General features: G+C 36.9%; 23 protein-coding genes and 1 pseudogene. 8 read left to right on the forward strand and 16 right to left on the reverse strand.

What is annotated here, in order from left to right:
* Nucleotides 1-24: 24 nt before the first annotated feature.
* The 3 genes from I5776_RS20615 to I5776_RS20625 are packed head-to-tail and all read right to left on the reverse strand — an operon-like array spanning nucleotide 25 to nucleotide 3,305.
* Nucleotides 25-600, reverse strand: a complete 576-nt coding sequence (locus I5776_RS20615) for a spore coat protein (protein WP_202778344.1) — start codon at nucleotides 598-600, stop codon at nucleotides 25-27.
* A gap of 36 nt (nucleotides 601-636) precedes the next feature.
* Nucleotides 637-909 (reverse strand): hypothetical protein, encoded by a 273-nt coding sequence (locus I5776_RS20620; RefSeq protein WP_202778345.1) that lies wholly within the window; start codon nucleotides 907-909, stop codon nucleotides 637-639.
* A 59-nt stretch (nucleotides 910-968) separates the two neighbouring features.
* Nucleotides 969-3,305, reverse strand: a complete 2,337-nt coding sequence (locus I5776_RS20625; RefSeq protein ID WP_202778346.1) for a xanthine dehydrogenase family protein molybdopterin-binding subunit — start codon at nucleotides 3,303-3,305, stop codon at nucleotides 969-971.
* Nucleotides 3,306-3,426: 121 nt separating this feature from the next.
* Here I5776_RS20625 and I5776_RS20630 point away from each other — a divergent pair, with 121 nt between their 5' ends.
* Nucleotides 3,427-3,726: a hypothetical protein gene (locus I5776_RS20630; RefSeq protein WP_202778347.1), complete on the forward strand. Its 300-nt coding sequence runs from the start codon at nucleotides 3,427-3,429 to the stop codon at nucleotides 3,724-3,726.
* A gap of 70 nt (nucleotides 3,727-3,796) precedes the next feature.
* On the opposite strand, the gene I5776_RS20635 is transcribed toward I5776_RS20630, so the two are convergent.
* On the reverse strand, nucleotides 3,797-4,252 hold the full coding sequence (locus I5776_RS20635; RefSeq protein ID WP_202780886.1) for a (2Fe-2S)-binding protein: 456 nt from the start codon (nucleotides 4,250-4,252) through the stop codon (nucleotides 3,797-3,799).
* A gap of 13 nt (nucleotides 4,253-4,265) precedes the next feature.
* On the reverse strand, nucleotides 4,266-5,105 hold the full coding sequence (locus tag I5776_RS20640) for an FAD binding domain-containing protein (RefSeq protein ID WP_202778348.1): 840 nt from the start codon (nucleotides 5,103-5,105) through the stop codon (nucleotides 4,266-4,268).
* A gap of 92 nt (nucleotides 5,106-5,197) precedes the next feature.
* Between I5776_RS20640 and I5776_RS20645 the strand changes: the two genes are divergently transcribed.
* The 3 genes and pseudogenes from I5776_RS20645 to tnpC all read left to right on the forward strand — a co-directional run bounded on the left by I5776_RS20645 (nucleotide 5,198) and on the right by tnpC (nucleotide 7,429).
* Complete coding sequence (locus tag I5776_RS20645; RefSeq protein WP_055740709.1) at nucleotides 5,198-5,392, forward strand: hypothetical protein; 195 nt, start codon at nucleotides 5,198-5,200, stop codon at nucleotides 5,390-5,392.
* Nucleotides 5,389-5,742, forward strand: a complete 354-nt coding sequence (tnpB, locus tag I5776_RS20650) for an IS66 family insertion sequence element accessory protein TnpB (protein ID WP_143252667.1) — start codon at nucleotides 5,389-5,391, stop codon at nucleotides 5,740-5,742. Before I5776_RS20645 ends, tnpB begins: the two co-directional genes overlap by 4 nt.
* Before the next feature lie 99 nt (nucleotides 5,743-5,841).
* A pseudogene (gene tnpC, locus I5776_RS21855) lies at nucleotides 5,842-7,429 on the forward strand (IS66 family transposase).
* A gap of 236 nt (nucleotides 7,430-7,665) precedes the next feature.
* On the opposite strand, the gene I5776_RS20660 reads toward tnpC, so the two are convergent.
* A complete protein-coding gene (locus I5776_RS20660) occupies nucleotides 7,666-8,682 on the reverse strand; it encodes an FUSC family protein (protein WP_202778349.1) in 1,017 nt (338 codons plus the stop codon).
* Nucleotides 8,683-9,069: 387 nt separating this feature from the next.
* On the opposite strand from I5776_RS20660, the gene I5776_RS20665 reads away from it, so the two are divergent.
* Both I5776_RS20665 and I5776_RS20670 read left to right on the forward strand, forming a co-directional pair.
* Nucleotides 9,070-9,468, forward strand: a complete 399-nt coding sequence (locus I5776_RS20665) for a DoxX family protein (protein ID WP_202778350.1) — start codon at nucleotides 9,070-9,072, stop codon at nucleotides 9,466-9,468.
* Nucleotides 9,469-9,664: 196 nt separating this feature from the next.
* Nucleotides 9,665-11,038, forward strand: a complete 1,374-nt coding sequence (locus I5776_RS20670) for an MATE family efflux transporter (RefSeq protein WP_202778351.1) — start codon at nucleotides 9,665-9,667, stop codon at nucleotides 11,036-11,038.
* Between the two features lie 76 nt (nucleotides 11,039-11,114).
* Here the strand turns inward: I5776_RS20670 and I5776_RS20675 are convergent, their stop codons facing one another.
* The gene (locus I5776_RS20675) at nucleotides 11,115-12,368 is read right to left on the reverse strand and encodes a methyl-accepting chemotaxis protein (RefSeq protein ID WP_202778352.1); all 1,254 of its coding nucleotides are present in this window, start codon (nucleotides 12,366-12,368) and stop codon (nucleotides 11,115-11,117) included.
* A 260-nt stretch (nucleotides 12,369-12,628) separates the two neighbouring features.
* On the opposite strand from I5776_RS20675, the gene pepT reads away from it, so the two are divergent.
* Nucleotides 12,629-13,861 (forward strand): peptidase T, encoded by a 1,233-nt coding sequence (pepT, locus tag I5776_RS20680; RefSeq protein ID WP_202778353.1) that lies wholly within the window; start codon nucleotides 12,629-12,631, stop codon nucleotides 13,859-13,861.
* Between the two features lie 75 nt (nucleotides 13,862-13,936).
* Here the strand turns inward: pepT and I5776_RS20685 are convergent, their stop codons facing one another.
* The 9 genes from I5776_RS20685 to I5776_RS20725 all read right to left on the reverse strand — a co-directional run bounded on the left by I5776_RS20685 (nucleotide 13,937) and on the right by I5776_RS20725 (nucleotide 19,943).
* The gene (locus tag I5776_RS20685; RefSeq protein WP_202778354.1) at nucleotides 13,937-14,716 is read right to left on the reverse strand and encodes a sulfite exporter TauE/SafE family protein; all 780 of its coding nucleotides are present in this window, start codon (nucleotides 14,714-14,716) and stop codon (nucleotides 13,937-13,939) included.
* A gap of 44 nt (nucleotides 14,717-14,760) precedes the next feature.
* Nucleotides 14,761-14,988 (reverse strand): sulfurtransferase TusA family protein, encoded by a 228-nt coding sequence (locus I5776_RS20690; protein ID WP_202780887.1) that lies wholly within the window; start codon nucleotides 14,986-14,988, stop codon nucleotides 14,761-14,763.
* A 21-nt stretch (nucleotides 14,989-15,009) separates the two neighbouring features.
* Nucleotides 15,010-16,137: an MBL fold metallo-hydrolase gene (locus I5776_RS20695; RefSeq protein WP_202778355.1), complete on the reverse strand. Its 1,128-nt coding sequence runs from the start codon at nucleotides 16,135-16,137 to the stop codon at nucleotides 15,010-15,012.
* Between the two features lie 37 nt (nucleotides 16,138-16,174).
* On the reverse strand, nucleotides 16,175-16,747 hold the full coding sequence (locus tag I5776_RS20700) for a sulfurtransferase TusA family protein (protein WP_202778356.1): 573 nt from the start codon (nucleotides 16,745-16,747) through the stop codon (nucleotides 16,175-16,177).
* Nucleotides 16,748-16,798: 51 nt separating this feature from the next.
* Nucleotides 16,799-17,095, reverse strand: a complete 297-nt coding sequence (locus I5776_RS20705; RefSeq protein WP_202778357.1) for a rhodanese-like domain-containing protein — start codon at nucleotides 17,093-17,095, stop codon at nucleotides 16,799-16,801.
* Nucleotides 17,096-17,119: 24 nt separating this feature from the next.
* Nucleotides 17,120-17,599: a DsrE/DsrF/DrsH-like family protein gene (locus I5776_RS20710; RefSeq protein WP_202778358.1), complete on the reverse strand. Its 480-nt coding sequence runs from the start codon at nucleotides 17,597-17,599 to the stop codon at nucleotides 17,120-17,122.
* Nucleotides 17,600-17,680: 81 nt separating this feature from the next.
* Entirely contained in the window at nucleotides 17,681-17,944 is a 264-nt protein-coding gene (locus I5776_RS20715; protein WP_202778359.1) for a metal-sensitive transcriptional regulator, read from the reverse strand.
* A gap of 220 nt (nucleotides 17,945-18,164) precedes the next feature.
* The gene (locus I5776_RS20720; protein WP_202778360.1) at nucleotides 18,165-18,752 is read right to left on the reverse strand and encodes a hypothetical protein; all 588 of its coding nucleotides are present in this window, start codon (nucleotides 18,750-18,752) and stop codon (nucleotides 18,165-18,167) included.
* A gap of 9 nt (nucleotides 18,753-18,761) precedes the next feature.
* Nucleotides 18,762-19,943: a ParM/StbA family protein gene (locus tag I5776_RS20725; RefSeq protein WP_202778361.1), complete on the reverse strand. Its 1,182-nt coding sequence runs from the start codon at nucleotides 19,941-19,943 to the stop codon at nucleotides 18,762-18,764.
* A gap of 384 nt (nucleotides 19,944-20,327) precedes the next feature.
* On the opposite strand from I5776_RS20725, the gene I5776_RS20730 reads away from it, so the two are divergent.
* The gene (locus I5776_RS20730) at nucleotides 20,328-20,453 is read left to right on the forward strand and encodes a DUF4023 family protein (protein ID WP_202778362.1); all 126 of its coding nucleotides are present in this window, start codon (nucleotides 20,328-20,330) and stop codon (nucleotides 20,451-20,453) included.
* Nucleotides 20,454-20,531 lie beyond the last annotated feature (78 nt).

Genomic DNA, 20,531 nt, shown 5'->3' on the forward strand with positions numbered 1-20,531 from the left:
ATTGATATTTCCCTATACTTATGTTTATTGTAATTGTTGATTTTCCGGGTTTTGCAAAATTGTCTGAAAAAAGAATGACAATGTCGCTCTTGTATCTTGTGGTGCTGGTTCTAACGGATAATAGCCTTTTTCAACCATGTATTGCCACACATCATATGCATGATGGCTACTCATTAAAAATGCCTTTTCTAAAAATTGGCGTAAATCCGGATTTGCCGTTTCCATTGTTGACCATGCATATTCCCGACCTGCCCGTTTCAATGTTAATAGGTAGGCAGTGGCTATTTCGCGATCCTTCATGTTTTGCAAGACAACTCTTGGCGTGGCGGGAGGCAAAGGTGAAACGGGTGATTGGGTAAATGATTCTAATGTAGGTTGTAATAATGGTGGCTGAAATATCGTAGTAGGCCCATCAGCCTTGCTTAAATATTCAACCTTAGTATTGTAATCTTGGATGTGTAGAGGTAAATGTTTCTGAATGATTGACTTGAGTTTTGGATCTTGTGCCTGGTTGATAAAATATGCCATATTAGTAATAGAATTAAAACAACTCATCGTTAACTCACTTAATTGATGTATTTCATGTCCAGCCAATTGCATAATGATGCCTCCTAAAATATTATTTATTTTTCAATGTTAGTTCCATTTTGAAACGGCATTTTCGGGATCATACTCCTGCTGTAATTGTTGTTGTATTTGTTGAGCAATTTGTTGAATTTGTAGAAATTGTTCTGAATTGAAATGTTCCGTTTGCAATAGTTCATTAAGAGATGACTGATCTTGGTTTCCTTTTTTCCGTAAGCTTTTGAGCTGTCCCATATCGGATTGCCCGTTATTATATAGTTGGTTAATGATGTGTAAAATTTGATTTAATTGATCATTCGTTTGTTTAGCAAATGGATTAATCATAGTTCCTCCTTTATGACTTCGCCAGAAAAGTTACGATCTACCGTTTTAGGACACACATGTTAACTCTCCCCTACTTTATTTTTCTCCTTCCAAATGGTTTCAGGAAGCAGCGGCAAATGATTAAGTTCTACCTCAGCGGCAATCGATAAACTATTTGCTAGTGCGGCAGGCATTCCGATTACCCCGTGTTCCCCCAATCCTCTCGCTCCAAACGGTCCATCGGTTTGGGGAGTTTCTACAAAATCGACTAAATATTCGGGTGCATCTCCGAAACGCATCAGTTTATAAGACCTCAAATTGGGGTTTTCGACTATCCCTGATTCCGAAAATGAAAATCCTTCCCTGCTCGCAATTCCTAGGCCCATACACATGCCACCCATCGTCACACCTTGTGCGGTTTTATAATTAATTACTTTCCCTGCATCCATTACAGAATATGCTCTTACGATTTGATAAGAATAGTCCGAGGTGTCAAATTCAACTTCAACAGCTTGTGCTCCGACTGTCCATGTGGGGGCAACTGTTCCTTTCCCAGTATTTGGGTCTAATAAAGTTAGATTGCGCATAATGTAAGTTCCACTGCCGATAACATGTCCACCAATAGCGTTTCCGTTCGAATACTTTAATCCAGATGCAACATCTTTTACATCAACATAAACGTTTGGATTCCGTTCCAAAAATACTTTTCCTTTGGCCACATCAAGTTCAGCGGGAGAACAACGCAGCAAAATAGAAGCGATTTCCCTAATTTGGTTAATGGCATCATCCGCCGCTTCAATAACCGCGTTCCCAACCATAAATGTGGCTGTGCTGGCGACAGTTTTCCAATGTTCCGGGTTGGTTTGTGTGTTCACTTCATTTGTTACATTTACCTGATTGATTTCGACCTTTAAACGTTCAGCTAAAATTTGTGCAAGTATCGTTTTGACCCCCTGCCCAAGTTCGACTGCCCCGATATTTAAATTTACACTGCCATCATGATTAAATGTTACAATTGCGGATGACGTAGCATTTGGCGGACTAGTAGGGGATTTCCAAAAAACAGCTACTCCTGTAGCTCTCACTTTCCGGCTATTCACTTCCAACCTTTTTCCTTCGTTTTCCTTCAGTAATTCCTTTAAACGTAAAATACATTTAGAGAGATCCCCAATATTATTATCATTTAGAACCGTTTGAGTAGGTGTCGTATTTTTGGGCCGAATGGTATTTTTTAAACGAAACTCTAAAGGATCCATGTTAAGTTTTTTTGCGAGAATATCCATCAACCGTTCAATTGCAAATGTAAACTCCGAATGGCCAAAACCTCTAAAGGAAGTTGCATATGGATGGTTCGTGTACACACAATAAGAATCGCAAAAAACATTTTCAATGTTGTATGGTCCCGTACAATTTGCAGCTGCAGCTTTAGTCATTGCTAATCCTTGGTCAGAATAAGCACCAGTATCAAATAAAAAAGTAATCTCTGCTGCTTGTAAAATTCCCTCTTTAGTGCAGCCAAACTTCACTTTCGCCTCAAGTCCTATATGTCCCGGAGCTGATAGCATATCTTCTTCTCTAGAAAGTTCTAATTTCACTTCTTTGCCACCAACGTCTTTTGAGGCCATAAAGGCGAGAAATTCCATTTGTACTGCAGCCTTCCCTCCAAATGAGCCCCCAACAAAAGGTGTATGGACAATAATTTTTCCGGGATCAACATTAAAATATCGGTGGATCAATTTTTTTATAACAAAAGGTGATTGAGACGTTGAATAAATATTGACCTGGCCGTCCGGGAAAATACTGGATCTTACACATCTTGTCTCTAAAGCGGCATGATCACATCTTGGATAAGAAAAGGTTTCTTCAACAATAATCTCACTAGAATTCCACCCTTTATCCATATTCCCTTTACGAATTTTTACATGGTTTGCAATGTTGGTCATTGGTTTAAAATTGGCTTCCTTTACCCTTGCATATGAACTCAAATGTTCATGAATTAAAGTAGCTCCTTCTTTTAATGCATCTGCAACTGAATTGACAACCGGAAGCATTTCATAATCCACATGAATCACTTTTACTGCCTCACTCGCTATAAGCTCACTTTCAGCAACAACTACCGCAATGGGTTCTCCCATATAACGAACTTTCTTAACGGCCATGACTGGGCGATCTTTAAGTAATGATCCTGTTAAAAAGGGATAATGTTCGCCCGTTAAAACGGCCTTCACTCCAGGAAGTTTCAATGCTTCAGTGATATCTATGGAATTGATTTTTGCATGCGCAAACGGGCTAGTTAGCAATTTAGCATATAATAACCCAGGTACCGTGTAATCAGCTGTATATTTCACTATCCCACACACTTTATCATACGCATCTTTCCGATGGTAATTTTGCCCTATCGATTGGTAGTTTTCCATATGTACCTCCAAAACGCGTTAATTTCTTTTTGAAAAAATAAGCGATCAAGATTCTTTTTTTGATGATTGGTTAAACTAAAATAGGTTTTATCCACTTTAAAAGTGAAAATAGGAGGAAATCATGTCTAAACAACGTTTTGCTAAACAAGCGAATGCTTGGATTCAACAAATGATGCAAATTACTTCTCAAGTTTATTTTGATCAACAAATCAGTGCCCAAAAGCAGCTACAACTAGCAAATAAACAAGCATTATTTTCAGAATCTCTAAACGCATTGCATCAACGAAAACTAGATTCTTCTCAGCAATTATTCGAACTGCACCAAATCATCCAAGATTTACGTAAAAACTTTCAAAAACAATTTGGACCGGAGCCCACTCTTCCGAAGGAGATCTCAACAGAAACGAGTTTATTATCTTGATGGAATACCAGTTCTTTTTTGAACTGGTTCTTTTTTGCCGACTAGGATTTTTTAAATGCATTTTGTTTTCCTATGCGCTTGAATTGTCCTCAATTAATGATTTAACTGCCTCTTTGATTTCTTGATATCCCATACATCTGCATAGATTCGATCCCAACCAATCCTCTATTATTTCATCAGTCGCATTTGGGTGTATTTGCAATAACGCATGGCAATTCAATATGAACCCAGAGGTACAGTAACCACACTGAACTGCAAATTTTTCAACAAATGCCTTTTGAATCGGCTCATTTTTTAAACCTTCAATCGTTGTAATTGCTTGCCCTTTAGCTTCAATGGCTAGTTTCAAGCATGATTTTATCGGTTTTCCATTTATCAAAACGGTACACGTATCACAGTCTCCATTTTTACAACCCGGCTTTGCACCTGTAAGTCCTAACTGTTCACGTAACATATCTAAAAGGAGCTCCGCTGGTCTAATGTATACATTTTTTTCTTCACCATTGATTTGAAATGAAATGGCCATTTTATCGAGCAATTTAACCAGCTCCTTCTAATTCTTCCAAAGTACGCATTAATAAACCTTTCAATACAAACTGTCGAAATTCAGCTGATCCTTGAAAATCATTTAATACAAGACTAGAAATTTGGTTCATTGCCATATTTACTCTTTCTTCATAACATACTTTCTTATTATTCATTGCTTCTTCAACAGGGAGAGAACGAAGAGGGGCGTCACAAAGTCCACTAAAGGCAAACCGTAATTGTTCCTCCCTTTTCAAGGCTGTGACAGTGATTAGTGGATAGTCTATTTTTCCCTGCCTTGTCCTTTTAAAATGAACATATGGACTATGCAAATAGGAACCATCAATAATTATTTGCACAAGAAATTCCCCATCTTCCAGCTGTAACTTTGAATGAAAAACCTCGTGAATAGGCTTCATTTGGAAACCACTTTTCCCTGCTATAACTACTTTGCTATTCGTCAACAACACAGGCAATATCGCCTCGCGATAGATCATTTGGCTGCAAATACTGCCACCGATTGTGATTTGATTGCGTGAAGTATGATCGGCTAAATGTCGTAAGGTTTTTGATAGCAAGGGAAAGATCTCCCACTCAACAAGTTGTGATAAAGTGACAGCCGAACCAATAATAAGCTTCTGATTTTTGTACTCTAGAACACTGCATTCGGGGATTCCCTTAATATCAATTAGGGCATTTGTTTGCATCTTATTTAAACGCAATAAACTATTAATTTCTGTTCCACCAGCGTAATAGGTGGGAGTTTTCCCTTGAGAAGAAAAACTGCCATACGCTTGCACCGCCTCAGTAATTGAATTCGATTTTACATATTCTATACTACCTACCAATGTCATTCATTCTGTAAGCCCCCATTCAAACCACGCATTTCAAACATATGGCACCACTTGGTATGATACTTATATCAATCAAAGGAGGTGCTTTTTCTATGCCACAACAAAAATTAACCATCGTCCCCGTCACACTTCATACCGAAAGTAAAAAGGATTTACCACCCACTTCTCCAAAAGAATCTTTAACTAGCATTTGCACAATCAAAATGGCAAACGTTGAAATCTCCCTTCATAGCGGCGTAGATGAGTACGTAATTCGAACCATTATGAGGGAGTTGAAACATACGTGAAGCACGATTATACAAATGTCAAAAACATTTACATTATTTGTGGAAAAACCGATATGCGTAAAGGAATTGATGGCCTTGCCACACTGATTCAAGATACATTCAAACTGGATCCATACGGCGATTCCATTTTCTTATTCTCTGGATGGAGTAAAGATCGTTACAAATGTTTATACTTTGATGGTGATGGCTTCGCCATGCTTTATAAGCGTTTGGATAACGGCAAACTACAATGGCCCAAGGATGAAAACGAAGTACGCAATCTTTCACAAAAGGAGGTTCGCTGGCTTCTAGAAGGATTATCCATTCAGCAGCCAAAAGCAATAAAATCATCACTGAAAGGGGCGTTCTAAATCTATCAAAACATTGATTTACAGCCGTTTTTAGCTTCATTTTTTTGTCCCAAATGGTATACTATAAGTAACGAAAACGGGCGAAAAGTGGTGAGACGAATGGTTAATGTTTCTTCAAATAATGGGGCACAATATGAAAAATTAATTCAGCTTCTTGAAACGCAATTGACCAATTCCAATCAACAAAACAATAGGCTTTCGGAAAAACTCGATAAGGCCTTAAAACAGAACGAGGCATTAACCGAACAAATTCGTCAATTAACCAAAGCTTTATATGGTTCTAAATCAGAAAAATCAAAGTATCAAGTACCAGACGGTCAAGGCTCTTTATTTGAAGACGATCCGTCTTTTAACGATTCTGAGCAGACAGAAGAACAAAGCACAGAAACAGTTAGCTATACCGTTGTCCGTAAAGTATCAAAGAAAAAGAGAAACGATTCATTTAGCAACAATATTGAGATAGAAGAAATTCACCATCATCCAGCTAATACGCTATGTGATTGTTGTCTTCATCAAATGACAGAAGTAGGTACAACAATAGCACGTGAAGAAGCAAAATTCATTCCAGCTACAATGAAGCGTGTGCAACATATCGAGCATGCCTATGAGTGCACGGTGTGCAAAAAGATACCACTCAAAAACAAATCAAGCGTGGGAAAGCACCGCAAACTGCCATTCAACGTAGCATTGCAGGACCAACTGTTTTGGCTAAACTTATCTACGATAAGTTTATTCAGTACTTGCCTCTTTACCGCCAGGTGAAAGAATGGGAACGATATGGTCTACTTACAAATGATAAGAACCTATCTAACTGGGTTATTCGCGCTGCCGAAGATTGGCTTCAACCAATTTATGATTTGATGAAGCAAGTACTAACAGCCAAGTCAGTGCTCCATGTGGACGAAACCTATGCGCAAATCATTAATCGTTCCGACGGAAAATCCGGTCAATCGAACGCTTATAACTGGGTATGTCGTAGCGTACCAAGTCAAGGTCCTATCATTGTCCTTTTCAAAAGCGCCTTATCTAGAAGTCGAGCTGTATTAGAAGATTTGATAGCCGGGTTCAAAGGAACGGTGATTTGCGATGGCTATTCAGCTTACGGTCATTTACCTGACGTGCAGTTCGCCAACTGCTGGGCGCACACGAGGCGTTATTGGTTAAAAGCTGATAGTAAAAACGGGCGAATAGGCGTCGATTACTGCGACCGGTTGTATCAGATTGAGCGTAAAATTAAACACCTTTCGCCAGAAGAGCGCCAACAAATAAGACAAGAAAAATCGAAGCCCATCGTAGATGAATTTTTCGCTTGGATTGATCGCTCACCGTTCTTCGGTAAAAATGCGTTGGCGAAAGCAGCTGAATATACGTTGAGCCGAGCAGAAGGATTAAAAGCATTTCTTGATGATACCATTTAGAAATCGATAATAATCTTGCTGAAAATGCGATTCGTCCCAACGTAATCGGTCGCAAAAATTGGCTGTTCTCTGTAAGCGAAGCAGGTGCAAAAGCGAACGCTATTTGTCTAAGTTTAGCTGAAACAGTAAAAGCAAATGGTATCGATTTTTATCAATATTTAGTCAAGCTACTAACAGAGCTGCCAACTTTACCAATTCACCAGCAGTCGGATCTTTTACATAACTACATGCCTTGGTCAGAAAATATCCAAGCCACATGTGCAAAATAGCCAACTATCCGAAAAAAATATCAGATGGCTGGCTATTCGTTGTGCGTACCGTAAAGGTGCGCTATTTTTTTATATTTCGGGCTTACTTCATTCTCCCTTATTTTAATTAAATATAAACAATAAGATTTGACCGACGGTTTATCCATTTTAGGGTTTCCTTTCTCTTATTTTGATATACTCTATTGAAATAGAGAATTCTCAATAGTCTTGCTAAGTTCATTAGACAGATGCTTTGGTTAAAGGATCTGATAGGTCTTTTCAGGATTAGAATTTGATTTATGTATAAACTGTTCTGTCAACTGAAATAAAGTAACATGATAACGATGTAATTGCTGTTCTGTTGATAAAGAGATTCGAAGAAGAGGATCCTTTGAAAAAGAATGCCTTTTTTCCAAGTCAGCTACTTTCTTACTGAATCGTTTCATCTGATCCGACCACATCACTTTATCATTTTCTTTCATCGTTCCCGAGGAACCCCAATCTTTAAATGTTTCTGCTACTTCTAATAGATAGATATAGCACTTGCTTATTTGCTTTGTTTTTTGATAAATTTCTTTTAAATTTGTCTTTTTCTTCACACAGAAAGGAAAGTAACCAAAAGTATTAGACGTCTTTTTTAAGTCCTTTTTCATTTGTTGTATCTCCTGTAAAGATTTCTTTAATTGTTTTTCATACTCGTTACCTTTGACAGGATCACATCCACCTAAAATCCATAGGGAAAGTTCAGAATACACGGAAGACAATTGAATGCTGTACTCGTTAAATGCAGAGGTAGCCCTCTTCACAAAAATTGAAGGGAATATATATACATTTACTATTATTGCTATTACTGCACCGATTAACATATCTTTGATTCGATCCAAGGCATAATGCTGAGACTTCTGCTCAAATACAAATACAAGCAAAATTGTTAAGGCCACTTGCTCGATAGCTGCCATATCTAACTTAAACCACTTTGCAATAAACCCCCCACTTAAAATTAGTATTCCTAAAGTGAATCCATTTATCGGAATAGTGGAAGCCACTAGAATAACGAGAACAATTCCGAACACGGTTCCAATAAAACGATAAAAGGCAAAAAAAACGGTTTGATCAAGTAATGGTTTCAAACATAGGATTACCGTTAAAGGGGCTAGATAGGGGTGGTATGAACCCGTTATCTTTGCCATCTCCCATGACAAAGCCGAGGCAATTGCCATTTTCCAAATGACAAGTGATTTATTTTCAAAAATTGGCCTATCATTCTTTTTCATGTATGATCCTTCCTTCATTTCATTCCTAAGACCTATTTTTCATTCTTTCTAAAACTTTTATACAAAAGACATCCTATACAGGGTAAATTTGGATTAACTATTAAGGATATTTTCGTGAACGGGGATTTGTTTTAAGTGCTATTTACTCTTTACTCACTTATGCAAAAATATGCGTTTCCTTACATACCTTTGAAGATGAATAAAAAACACTTCCCCGTTCATACTGTAATTAGAAAAGATTCTGGGAATAAGAGGGGAAATAGTCCTAATTGATTTCCTAGTCAAAAGGTTTCTTTTCCCAAAAATAGATTGCACTTATTTTGACTAATAACCATAAAAAAATTTGACTTATTTACGCATAAATAAGGATATGAAAGAGGGACATGTATGGCTGATATCGGATTACTTATCATTCGTCTTGTTATTGGATTAACTTTTGTTGGTCATGGCACACAAAAATTATTTGGCTGGTTTGGCGGAACAGGAATTAGTAAAACCGGTGAATGGCTCGAATCAATTGGAATCAAACCCGGCGGCACCATTTGGGCTATTTTAGCGGGGCTGTTTGAGTTAGTCGGAGGAATACTTTTTGCTGCGGGTGTATTTACACCAATCGGTGCCGGACTCATTGTCATCATCATGATTGATGCAATTCTGTCTGTACATGGACGAAATGGATATTGGTTGACGAATAACGGTTTTGAATATAATTTCGTATTGATTGCGGTTGTAATTGGCGTAGCTATGATTGGACCTGGTGAATATGTACTTATACAAAATCTATAATTGAAAACAGTAAAGGCGCCTAAATAGGCGCCTTTACTGTTTTCAATAAGTTACTTTATTTGATTTAACCTGATCGTATGATGAACAGCAACAATTATTCATCCTTTTTTATGAATTATCATATTTTTCTATTTCCCTAATATATGTATAGAGTTACAATGGACTTTGTAAATTATTTTAGAGTAGGAGAATCCCATTGAATGCTGAAAAAAAGGAATTTCAAGAGCAGAGCCTTTTTAATATATCTTGGCCACTTTTAATCGAACTGACGTTGCACATGGGAATGGGGATTATGGCTACATTGATGCTTAGTCACTATTCTGATGATGCTGCATCTGGTGTCGGGGTGGCTAACCAATTACTAAATATATTTATATTAGTATTCACCGTTACATCAATTGGAGCTACAGTTTTAATCAGTCAAAATATTGGTGCAAAGCAATTTAAAAAAGCAAGACAGCTTTCTCGCTCCGTTTTTGGTTTAAATTTTTGGTTCGGATTAATTATCGCCGTTATTGTATTTTTATTTGGGGATCATTTACTTCGACTTTTTGATATTCACGGAAAAGTATTTGATTACGGACTTATTTTTGTTCGAATATGTGGGGCATCGCTTTTTCTTGAATCATTGTCCCTAGCTTTAAGTGCAGTACTTCGAAGCCATGGATATACAAAGGAATCTATGATCGTCACTGTAATTATGGATTTAATTAGTATTGGAGGCAATATTCTCGCCACTACCGGAATATTAGGACTTCCAATTACAGGTGTAATCGGGGTCTCTTGGGCAATGGTTGCCGCACGAATTTTCGCCGTTGTGGCACTTATTTATTTTGTTTATAAAAGACTTTCATTAAAATTGACGGTGAATGATGTATTTCATGCAAAGAAAGAAGACGTAAAGGGCCTTCTTGCAATAGGAATACCCTCCGCGGGAGAAAATTTGTCTTATCAATTATCACAGTTAGTTATTACCGGGTTTGTCGTTGCTATTGGAACTTCGGCTCTTGCTTCGCGAATCTATTTATTAAATCTTTCTATGATCTGTTATTTGTTTACATTAGCTATCGCGCAAGGGACACAGTTATTGGTTGCCCGTTATATTGGTGGCAAGCAGTATGAACGTGCGCTTCGAAGAGGCATTAAAACGTTAAAAGTGGCGATGTGTGCATCCTTTATTGCTTCCCTTCTATTAGCACTAGTTGGTTCGCCAGTATTGAAGCTCTTTACCGACAATCAGGAAATAATCGCAATCGGACTTCCTGTACTATGGGCGATTGTCGTTGTTGAGCCTGGAAGAGCAATGAATATCGTTCTAATGAATTCATTGAAATCTGCCGGGGATGTTCGTTTTCCTGTTATTATCGGAATCATTTCTATGTGGGGAGTGGCCGTTGTACTAAGCTACTTACTTGGAGTGCATTTCGAGCTTGGCCTATTAGGTATTTGGATTGCGCAAGGGGCAGACGAATGGTTTAGGGGAAGTTTCGCCTTAAGAAGATGGATGACTAAGCCTTGGGAACGGAAGGCATTAAAGATTCGTACGGAAATGGCAAAAGCTTCGTCATAATAAACGAGTTTACTAGTACCTTTACAGCATTAAAACAGCAAAAGTTTAAGAAAGGACTCCTTTCTTAAACTTTTTTTTACACATTAAATTTTTTTGTTAGTTTCTGTAATTCTTCAGCCATTTTAGCCAAGGCGAAAGTGGATGAAGTAATTTCCTCCATTGAAGCTAATTGCTGTTCAGTAGCAGCAGACACGGTTTGCGTTCCTGCTGCATTTGTTTCAGAAACACTGGTGATCTGTTCAATCGAACGTACCACATGAGTAACCCCCGTTGTCATCTGTTCAGAAGCAACCGACACTTCTTGAATCTGTTTAGTGACTGTTTGTACCGATTCTTGAATCATATGAAAAGCTTCCCCGGCAAAATGGACAACATTAATTCCATCAGATACTTCTTTTGTCGCCCTTTCCATTGATGTAACTGCCTTTGAAGTTTCTATTTGGATTGTTTGAATAAGATCTGTTATCTGCTTGGACGATAACGCTGATTGTTCCGCCAATTTTCGCACCTCATCCGCTACCACGGCAAATCCTTTTCCGTGTTCACCTGCTCGAGCCGCTTCAATTGCTGCGTTAAGGGCGAGAAGATTTGTTTGATCAGCAATTCCTGTAATCACCTTTACGATTTGACCAATCTCCTCGGAACGCTCTCCTAATTCTTGAATGACATCCGAAAGTCCATTAACTGTTTCGTGAATAGAGTTCATCTGGGTTACTGCATTTTGAATTTTTTCGTTTCCCCGACCTGCCACATTCAATGTCTCAATAACTGAAGAAGAAACACTTTGAGCATTTGATGTAATCTGTTCTGCACCTGCAGACATTTTTGCGACAATTTCAGAGCTTTCCTCTACACTTTGTACTTGCTTTTCCGATCCAGCAGCTACTTCTTGTATAGTTATTGATACCTGTTTTGTTGCCGTTGTAGTTTGCCCGGCTTTTGTAGATAATTCTTCCGATAAAGATGCCACCTGGAAGGCCGTTTCATTTACCTTCTTAATAATTGATTCCCATGTTTCAGTCATTTCATTGAGTGACTGGGCAATTCCCTTTAACATTCCCGCTTTAGAAAGCTCCGTTCTGGAATCCAATTGGCCATTCGTTAGCTGATGGATGTGTTCAACAATTATTTTAATAGGGGCAATGAACCTTTTATGATTAAGAAAGGCAGATAACGTCCCAAGAATTATTCCACATATAACAGCTCCTATCATCGTCATAAGGCTGGCATCAAAGGAAAGATGATTAAAGAGACATACCCCAAGAACAATTAAAAACACACCTGGTATTACAACTATTAATGTTCGAATAATATACTGCAACAGCGACATTCCATTCTCCCCTTGAACATGTAATGAAAACGCTTACTGAATTTTTTTATCTTAAACGATTAATTATTTCACCAATAGGAAAAAAGTAACTATTTTACTATAAATATAGACTAGATTACCTATAATTACAATATCTTAATTTTTTGTACATTTAAAAATTGATATTTTCCTTCTTGCATTTGCGAAAAAACTGGAATTGTACCTTATATATTGGTTCATGCTAAAATAAAAATATTATGATAATAGGGAGTTGAAGAAAGATGAAAGACGAGATCATTAAAAGATTTACTTCATATGTAAAAGTAGATACACAATCAAACGAAGAAAGTGAAACATGTCCTTCTACATCTGGACAATGGACACTTCTTCATATGCTCGTTGAAGAACTAAAAGAGATCGGAATGGAAGAAGTAACGATTGATGAAAATGGCTATGTAATGGCAACTCTTCCTTCTAACACGGAAAAGCAAGTTCCTACGATTGGATTTTTAGCACATGTGGATACAGCAACGGATTTTACTGGTAAAAATGTAAAGCCCGGGTTAGTTGGAAATTACAATGGGGAGGATATTGTTTTAAACGATTCATTACATATTGTCTTATCTCCTAATAATTTTCCTAATCTAGCTAATTACAAAGGGCATACACTAATTACAACTGATGGCACCACCCTTCTCGGTGCGGATAATAAAGCAGGAGTTGCTGAAATAATGACAGCAATGGCTTATTTAATTCAACACCCAGAAATCAAACATGGAAAAGTGCGAGTAGCCTTTACACCAGATGAAGAGATTGGAAGAGGGCCACATAAATTTGATGTGCCCGCATTCAATGCAAGTTATGCGTATACCGTAGATGGAGGACCGTTAGGAGAACTAGAATATGAAAGCTTTAATGCTGCGGGGGCAAAAGTTACAATACACGGAAACAATATTCATCCTGGATCTGCTAAAGACAAAATGATTAACTCTCTTAAAATTGCCATGGAGTTACAAGATATGCTTCCACAAGAGGAGGCACCTGAACATACAGAAGGATATGATGGCTTTTATCATTTACTTTCTATGACTGGCGATGTAGAACTAACAAAGATGAACTATATCATTAGGGATCATGATAGAGAAAAGTTCAATGCAAAAAAGGCTAATTTAGAACGAATCGTTCATGACCTTCAAAAGAAATATGGAGAAAAGAACGTCACTCTAGAAATGAATGATCAATATTATAATATGAAAGATAAAATTGAACCCGTTAAGCATATTGTCGATATCGCATATGATGCAATGAAACGCTTAGATATCGAGCCCATTGTTTCACCTATTCGTGGTGGTACAGACGGCTCTCAATTATCCTACATGGGGCTTCCAACACCAAATATATTTACGGGTGGGGAAAACTTCCACGGTAAATTCGAATTCATCTCGGTGGACAACATGATTAAAGCAACAGAAGTAATCGTTGAAATCACTAAAATGTTTGAAGAAAAGGCATAACTCTATAAAAAGGTGTCAGGCACCATCTGTGTACATTTGTCCACAAGAGGTGCCTGACACCTTTTTGGGTATTTTTTACTTTAGGATATCGAACCAAATTTTTATGGCTGTGGCTAATATCATGATGCCAAGAATGATTTGAAGCATTTTTGTATTTACTTTCTTGCCAAGAGTAACGCCTATTGGAGAGGCAATTAAACTTGCTATTACAATAATAATAGAAGGAATTATTTCTACTTGACCGGTAGATAACTTGCCCGTGACTGACCCTATAGATGAAATAAATGTTATAGCTAATGATGAAGCAATGGTCATTCTCGTTGGAATTTTTAATACGACGAGCATAATCGGTACTAATAAAAATGCTCCACCTGCACCAACTATCCCCGCACCTAAACCAACTACAAATGCAAGTATTGCAGCAAACCATTTATTAAACTTTACCTCGCCAAGAGGCTTATCATCAATATTCCTTCTAGGTACAAACATCATAATTACAGCAATTATGGCCAGGATTCCATAAACTAAATTAATCCCACTCTCAGTAAAAGACTTAGTTGCAAATCCACCTATAAAACTCCCAATTAAAACACTAATCCCCATATAGGCAATCAATGTTTTATTTAAATAGCCACCCTTTCGATAAGCCCAAACACCGCTTAATGTCCCAAAAAACACTTGAATAGCAGTTATACTCGACACACCGTGAGCACTGAAATGAGCCACCCCAAGCATCGTCGGTATATATAATAACATTGGATAATTAATAATTGCTCCACCGATACCTAGCATTCCAGATATAAAGGAACCTACAAAACCAATAATAAAAATTGTTATAATAAAACTAAAATCCATGTAGCACCTCCTCCAAAAGGGAACCTAACATGGTTCCCTTCCTATTATCCCTTTTTAATCCAAAACTTCAATAGATCATTTTCTTCTTCAACTTTTAACAACTCATGACCACCGGACTTGGACCATGCAGCCAAGTCATTTTTTGCCCCTTTATCTGTTACATGTATTTCAAGTATTTCTCCCACTTGTAATTCAGTCATTGCCTTTTTCGTTCTAACGATTGGCATTGGGCATGCTAAACCTTTTGCATCTAAAAATTTTGCTATATTCATCATTATCTTACCTCCATTTATTTATCGTACCGCACAACGGTTTGGACCAATTTCCATTTCCCGTTGTTTTTCAATATCAGGTGTCACTTTTCCCATATTTGTCTCACGAATCTCTTGATAAGAATTAGGCTGTGGCGGTAAATTTTCTGTTACTAATTTATTGAACTCATATTCATTTGAAAGATTTAAGCCATGATTATTTTCAAATAATGTTCCTAATTTTTCAGAAACACTGCCATCTTCGTTCAGTTCAGAAATAACCATAAAATGTGCAGGCAGTACTATTAGCTCATGTGACAATTCTTTATAACGTCGGTAAAGGGTTTCTCTTAAATCACCCACCCAATCTTCGGCTAATCCTGCTAAATCTGGTCTTCCAATTGAGTCAATAAACAAAATATCACCCGATAGTAAATACTGTTCATCCACAATAAAAGAAGTTGATCCAATTGTATGCCCCGGAGAATACAACGCTTGAATAGACAGTGTTGTGTTTCCAATCATAATTTGATTATTATTTTCTAGTGGATTGTAGCTAAAAGTTACTTCAGTCGCATCTTTTGGAGGCAGCCAATAAGTCGCACCCGTTAATTCTGCAATTTTTCTACCCCCAGAAATATGATCTGCGTGTAAATGTGTATCGAATATATGAACAATTTTTGCGTTAATATCTCTCGCAAAATCGATATACACATCAGTCATCCGTGTCGCATCAATAATGGCTGCTTCACCATTTGATACTAACATATAGGACAGGCAGCCTTTACCGATTCGGACAAATTGATAGAGCTCACCGCCATTTACTAAGTCACCCACTTTAATCGGTTCTAAATACTCACTCCACGCTTTCATCCCACCTTGTAGATATGACACGGACACCCCATACTCCGATAACATTTCGGCCACCATTACAGATGACCCCTCTTTTGCACAGACAACCAATATTTCTTTATCATTTGGTAGTTGATTTAAAATTCCTTCTACACCGTCAAGCAATTCGAAATAGGGAATATTTAAATACTCAAACTTCTCTCCTTCAATCTTCCAATCGTTAAAATCATTTTGATTACGAACATCCAATATAAAAAGTTCTTCTTTTTTTATTACTTTTTTTGTCACTTCTTTAGAAGTCATTAATTTTACTGCCATTCAAATTTACCCCCTATGGTATATTTATTGTAAAAAATTAATAGCTTTTCTCCGTTTTTCCTGACCATTGACTCATTCCTGGTATGACATTCACTACATTCTTAAACCCGTTTTCTGTTAACTTCTGTGCTGCTAGATCACTGCGTCTACCTGTTCTGCATATGACATATATCTCTTTCTCTCGATCAAGTTCTTGTATTTTTTCATTAAGTTCTCCAAGAGGAATTGATACAGCCCCGGGTATATGGTCAAATGCATATTCTGCAGCTTCTCGAACATCTAGGAGAAGAACGTTTGATTTTGAATAAAGGACATTTTCTAATCCCTCGTTATTTATAACATTGGGGTGATTTTTTTCCTCTATTTCTTCCTCACTTGCCTTACGAAGATAATGCTTTAATACTTCTCCCTCTTCAATTGTACCTAAATATTGATGGCCACCACTTTCTGCCCACGCTTTAAGATCAGCCTTAGAGCCTTTATCAGTTGCTTGTATCTCTATAACTTGACCTGCCTTTAACTCTTTCATTAATTTTTTCGTTTTTACGATTGGCATTGGACAGGCTAAACCCTTCGCATTTAGCACATAGTCTGTTTTAATTCGTTCCATACTTTTTCCTCCTCATTTTACCCTATAGGGTATAAAAAAGTGTGTAAAAAATTATACCATTTCACCTTCCCAATCGAGCATTCCCCCGACCATATTAATCACATTAAAGCCTCTGCTTTCAAGAAATTGACATGCACGACCACTTCTACCACCTGAGCGGCAAACGATAATATATTCTTTAGATTTATCTAGTTCAGACATACGCGCCTCTATTAAACCAAGTGGTATATTCATCGCTGCATTAATTTTCCCTTCTTTTACCTCATCCAATTCTCGAACATCTATAATATTTAATTGCTTTCCCTGACACAGTAAATTTTCTACTTCTTTTGCAGTTAATTGTTTCATTTTTATCTCCCCTTACTTCTTATGTTAAATAAATAAATTTACATTTCCATCTTCCGCATCACCCAAATACGCTGCAACACCAGCATATTCAATGTTATCCAATAACTCTTCTTGTATAAGTCCTAGAAGATCCATCGTCATTGTGCATGCAACAAGCTTAATATCTTGTTCCTCTGCCATTTCAATAAGTTGTGGAAGTGTCATTGCATTATGCTTTTTAATAACATTTTTAATCATTTTAGGTCCAAATCCTGCGAAGTTCATTTTAGATAGTCCCATCTTATCAGCGCCTTTAGGCATCATTTTTCCAAACATTTTTTCAAGGAATCCTTTTTTAATCATCAACTTCTCATCTTTTCTTAACGCATTTAGTCCCCAAAATGTATGGAAAATGGTCACTTCATGGTCATATGCAGCTGCACCATTAGCAATAATATAAGCTGCCATTGCTTTATCATAATCTCCGCTAAATAACACGATTGTCGTTCTTTTCTTTTCAGACATATAGTATCCTCCTTGTGTTTACTCCTACCCCTATGGGTATATTATTGTTTAAAATAAAAGAGGGTCTTCACCCTTTTTTACTCATCTGCTTTTCACTAATAGGTTCACTGCCTCTTTTACCAATTGTTCAGGATCCTTTTCCCCGCTTTCATTGGCCGCCCTAACGCATTCCACTAGGTTTGAACTAACAATAACACCAATTGTGCGATCAATCGCACTCCTTGTAGCTGAAAGCTGGGTTATTACTTCTTTACAATCTTTATTCTCTTCCATCATGTTCAGAATTCCTCTTAATTGTCCTTCAATTCTCTTCACTCTATTTTTCATTTGATCATTGTAATCCATCGCTCTTCCTCCTTTCTTTAAATTAGAATTATATATATGCCATTTTGTTATTCATTTATTTTTACTATGGTAAATCATTTACAAGTTTGATTGTATACCCACACGGGTATATTGTCAACCCGAAATACTTAAACCAATTAATGGTAAAAGGGTGCCAGGCACCGCTTATGGACAAATGTCCATTGACGGTGCCTGGCACCTTTTTCAAAAATTGAAGTTTTTATTTATTCATTTGTGCTAGGAAGTCTCCAAGGAGGTCTTGTATGTCTTCGGATTCTTCTTGTTGTTCGTTTTCTCTTGTGTATGCTGTTTCTTGCTTAGCATTTTGCCAATCAAAGTTATCCAAATCGTCTTCTAAATTAGGTGCTAATGAATCAGATTTCCGGCTTTCATGCTTTATCTCAGCATTGATTTCCATATCATCTGGAATTGGTGATTCTTCAATATAAAACGGGTTGGTGACTTCCTCAACTGATCCTTGGTTTACTGATGCTATTAGGGAAGCGGTCTTTACTGGGTCTGTTAATAATTGATAAACGATACTGCCTAGCAATGCCTGGGACTGTTCATGCTTTAACCAGCTTCGTTGAGCTTTATTAAGGCCCTTAGGTAATGGAATCGTTAATGTTTCTTGGTGCTTAGATAAAGATTGTCCAACCCCAGCCAAAACCAATTCCGCAATTTTACTTGAAAAATTTCTTCTTTCCGTTTCTTTCATCAGTTCCAAATGTCTTAAAATATGATCAGGGGTATCGGAGGGAAGACGGAATGTGATGGGCTGCCCCCTCTTCATCTGAATATCTTTCATCTAATCACCTTATTGAGTTTTGGCTAATTTCTTTTCTTCTTTTTGTTCAACTGGTTTATTTTTGCGAGAAAAATCTTTAATTAATTTATAGTAAGCATTCGCCATCATCCAAATGCTTTCTCTTTCATCCTCAAAAAAGTCGATATTATATCCATCAAGACTGTTATTCATCGTTTTTAGATAATCCTTTAAAATAATCGATCCGCCGCCGATAAAATAACAAATTTCCGTTTGTGAATTTTTTTGCCACGTATTCCTTAATATTCTGTATTGCTTTTTGGCCAAGTCAAATAATATTCTGTCGACAATATCATGAACGCTTGTCCGACTACCTTTAACCATTATATGATTTCGGTCATTCTTCTTAGTGATAATTTCTACGACGTCTCGTCGACTATCCAATTCAACACCATGTTTAGACCGTATTTCTTCTCTTATAGATTCTAGCGACTCAGAAACGCCTAAGTTATATCCTTGCGCTTTATCGTCATCTACTTTGCGATTTTTAATCACAGCAATATCCGTAGATAGACCACCAATATCCTGAATAAGAATTCGCTTATCAATCAATTCCTTATTAATTATATTTAAATGATTATCCATTACTAAATTAATAAAAGCAGCAAAACCTTCCGGATACACTTTCACTTCATCAAATCGAATATTTACCTTTTTCCCTTGATATTTAGGAGTAACTAGAAATTCAACTTGATGGACCGATCCGAGTAGACGTGAACGAAAGCCAACATCTTTTCCTTCTTTTACTTCCCTAAGAGGTAATCCAGTACCCAAAGTATAATTAGCTTCAATAACATGATTTGATTGCTTAAATTTTTGGCTATTTTCTTCACTTACAGCGTCTAAAGCTAAGCTTGCAAATAACATAACAAGTGTTTGATCTTCTTCCGATTTACTGCTGCCCGGATCTAGTTCTGTAGAATTGTCACTTTTTGTCGCGAGGTGTCCGACCCGATAAATGGCATTGTTATCTTTAAGAGTGGGGGAGTGGACACGAATATGTATACCTTCAATAGGGTTTTGTTGATCTAACTCCTCTAAACCTATGATTGGACGATCTGCTATATCTCTTGCGATAACATTAGGAATATTTATTTCTGTTTCCAGCTCTCCAAATATACCTTTTAATGAGTCATTACCTACATCAATTGCTGCAATTCGAGAGTGAGTCATACTTATCATCCCTTTCGATTTATATTAGGAAAAGCTATTTTCAAAAATGTACGATGAAAACAACTTTGTGTAAAAGGTTATAGAAACAACACTAGACCGTCAATATAACATATATAAGTAACACGAATATTTATTAATAGAAATATTTTTGTAATTTTGTATACAACTTTGTAAACATTCCGAGAGAAGCAAAACCCTTTTATTTATGGATGTGTACGTTTTGTTTACATGTATACATTATTGTTTACAATAGTAAACATTTTCGTATACTTGTATTCATAATTGTGTACTTAACATATTTATGATTATTTTCTTTCCTAACGAATTCTTTATTTCAAATAAGGTTATAGTAACAATGACATTTATGTTAGGAGGATTCATTGTATGGACACACATGATTTTGTGAAAAAATTACATGATGATCAGGAAAAACAAGAAAAGAACAAAAAACACGGACACGGTAGCCCAAATAAAGTCTTACCTACAAAACAACATGGGACAAATAAATAATTCCTTTTTACCGGAGCCATGACATGATCATGGCTCTTTTTCTTGCAAAAATATTAAAATTAACTTCTTTCAAAAGCC

Origin of the sequence: Heyndrickxia vini (genome assembly GCF_016772275.1) — a bacterium.
Taxonomy (GTDB): domain Bacteria; phylum Bacillota; class Bacilli; order Bacillales; family Bacillaceae_C; genus Heyndrickxia; species Heyndrickxia vini.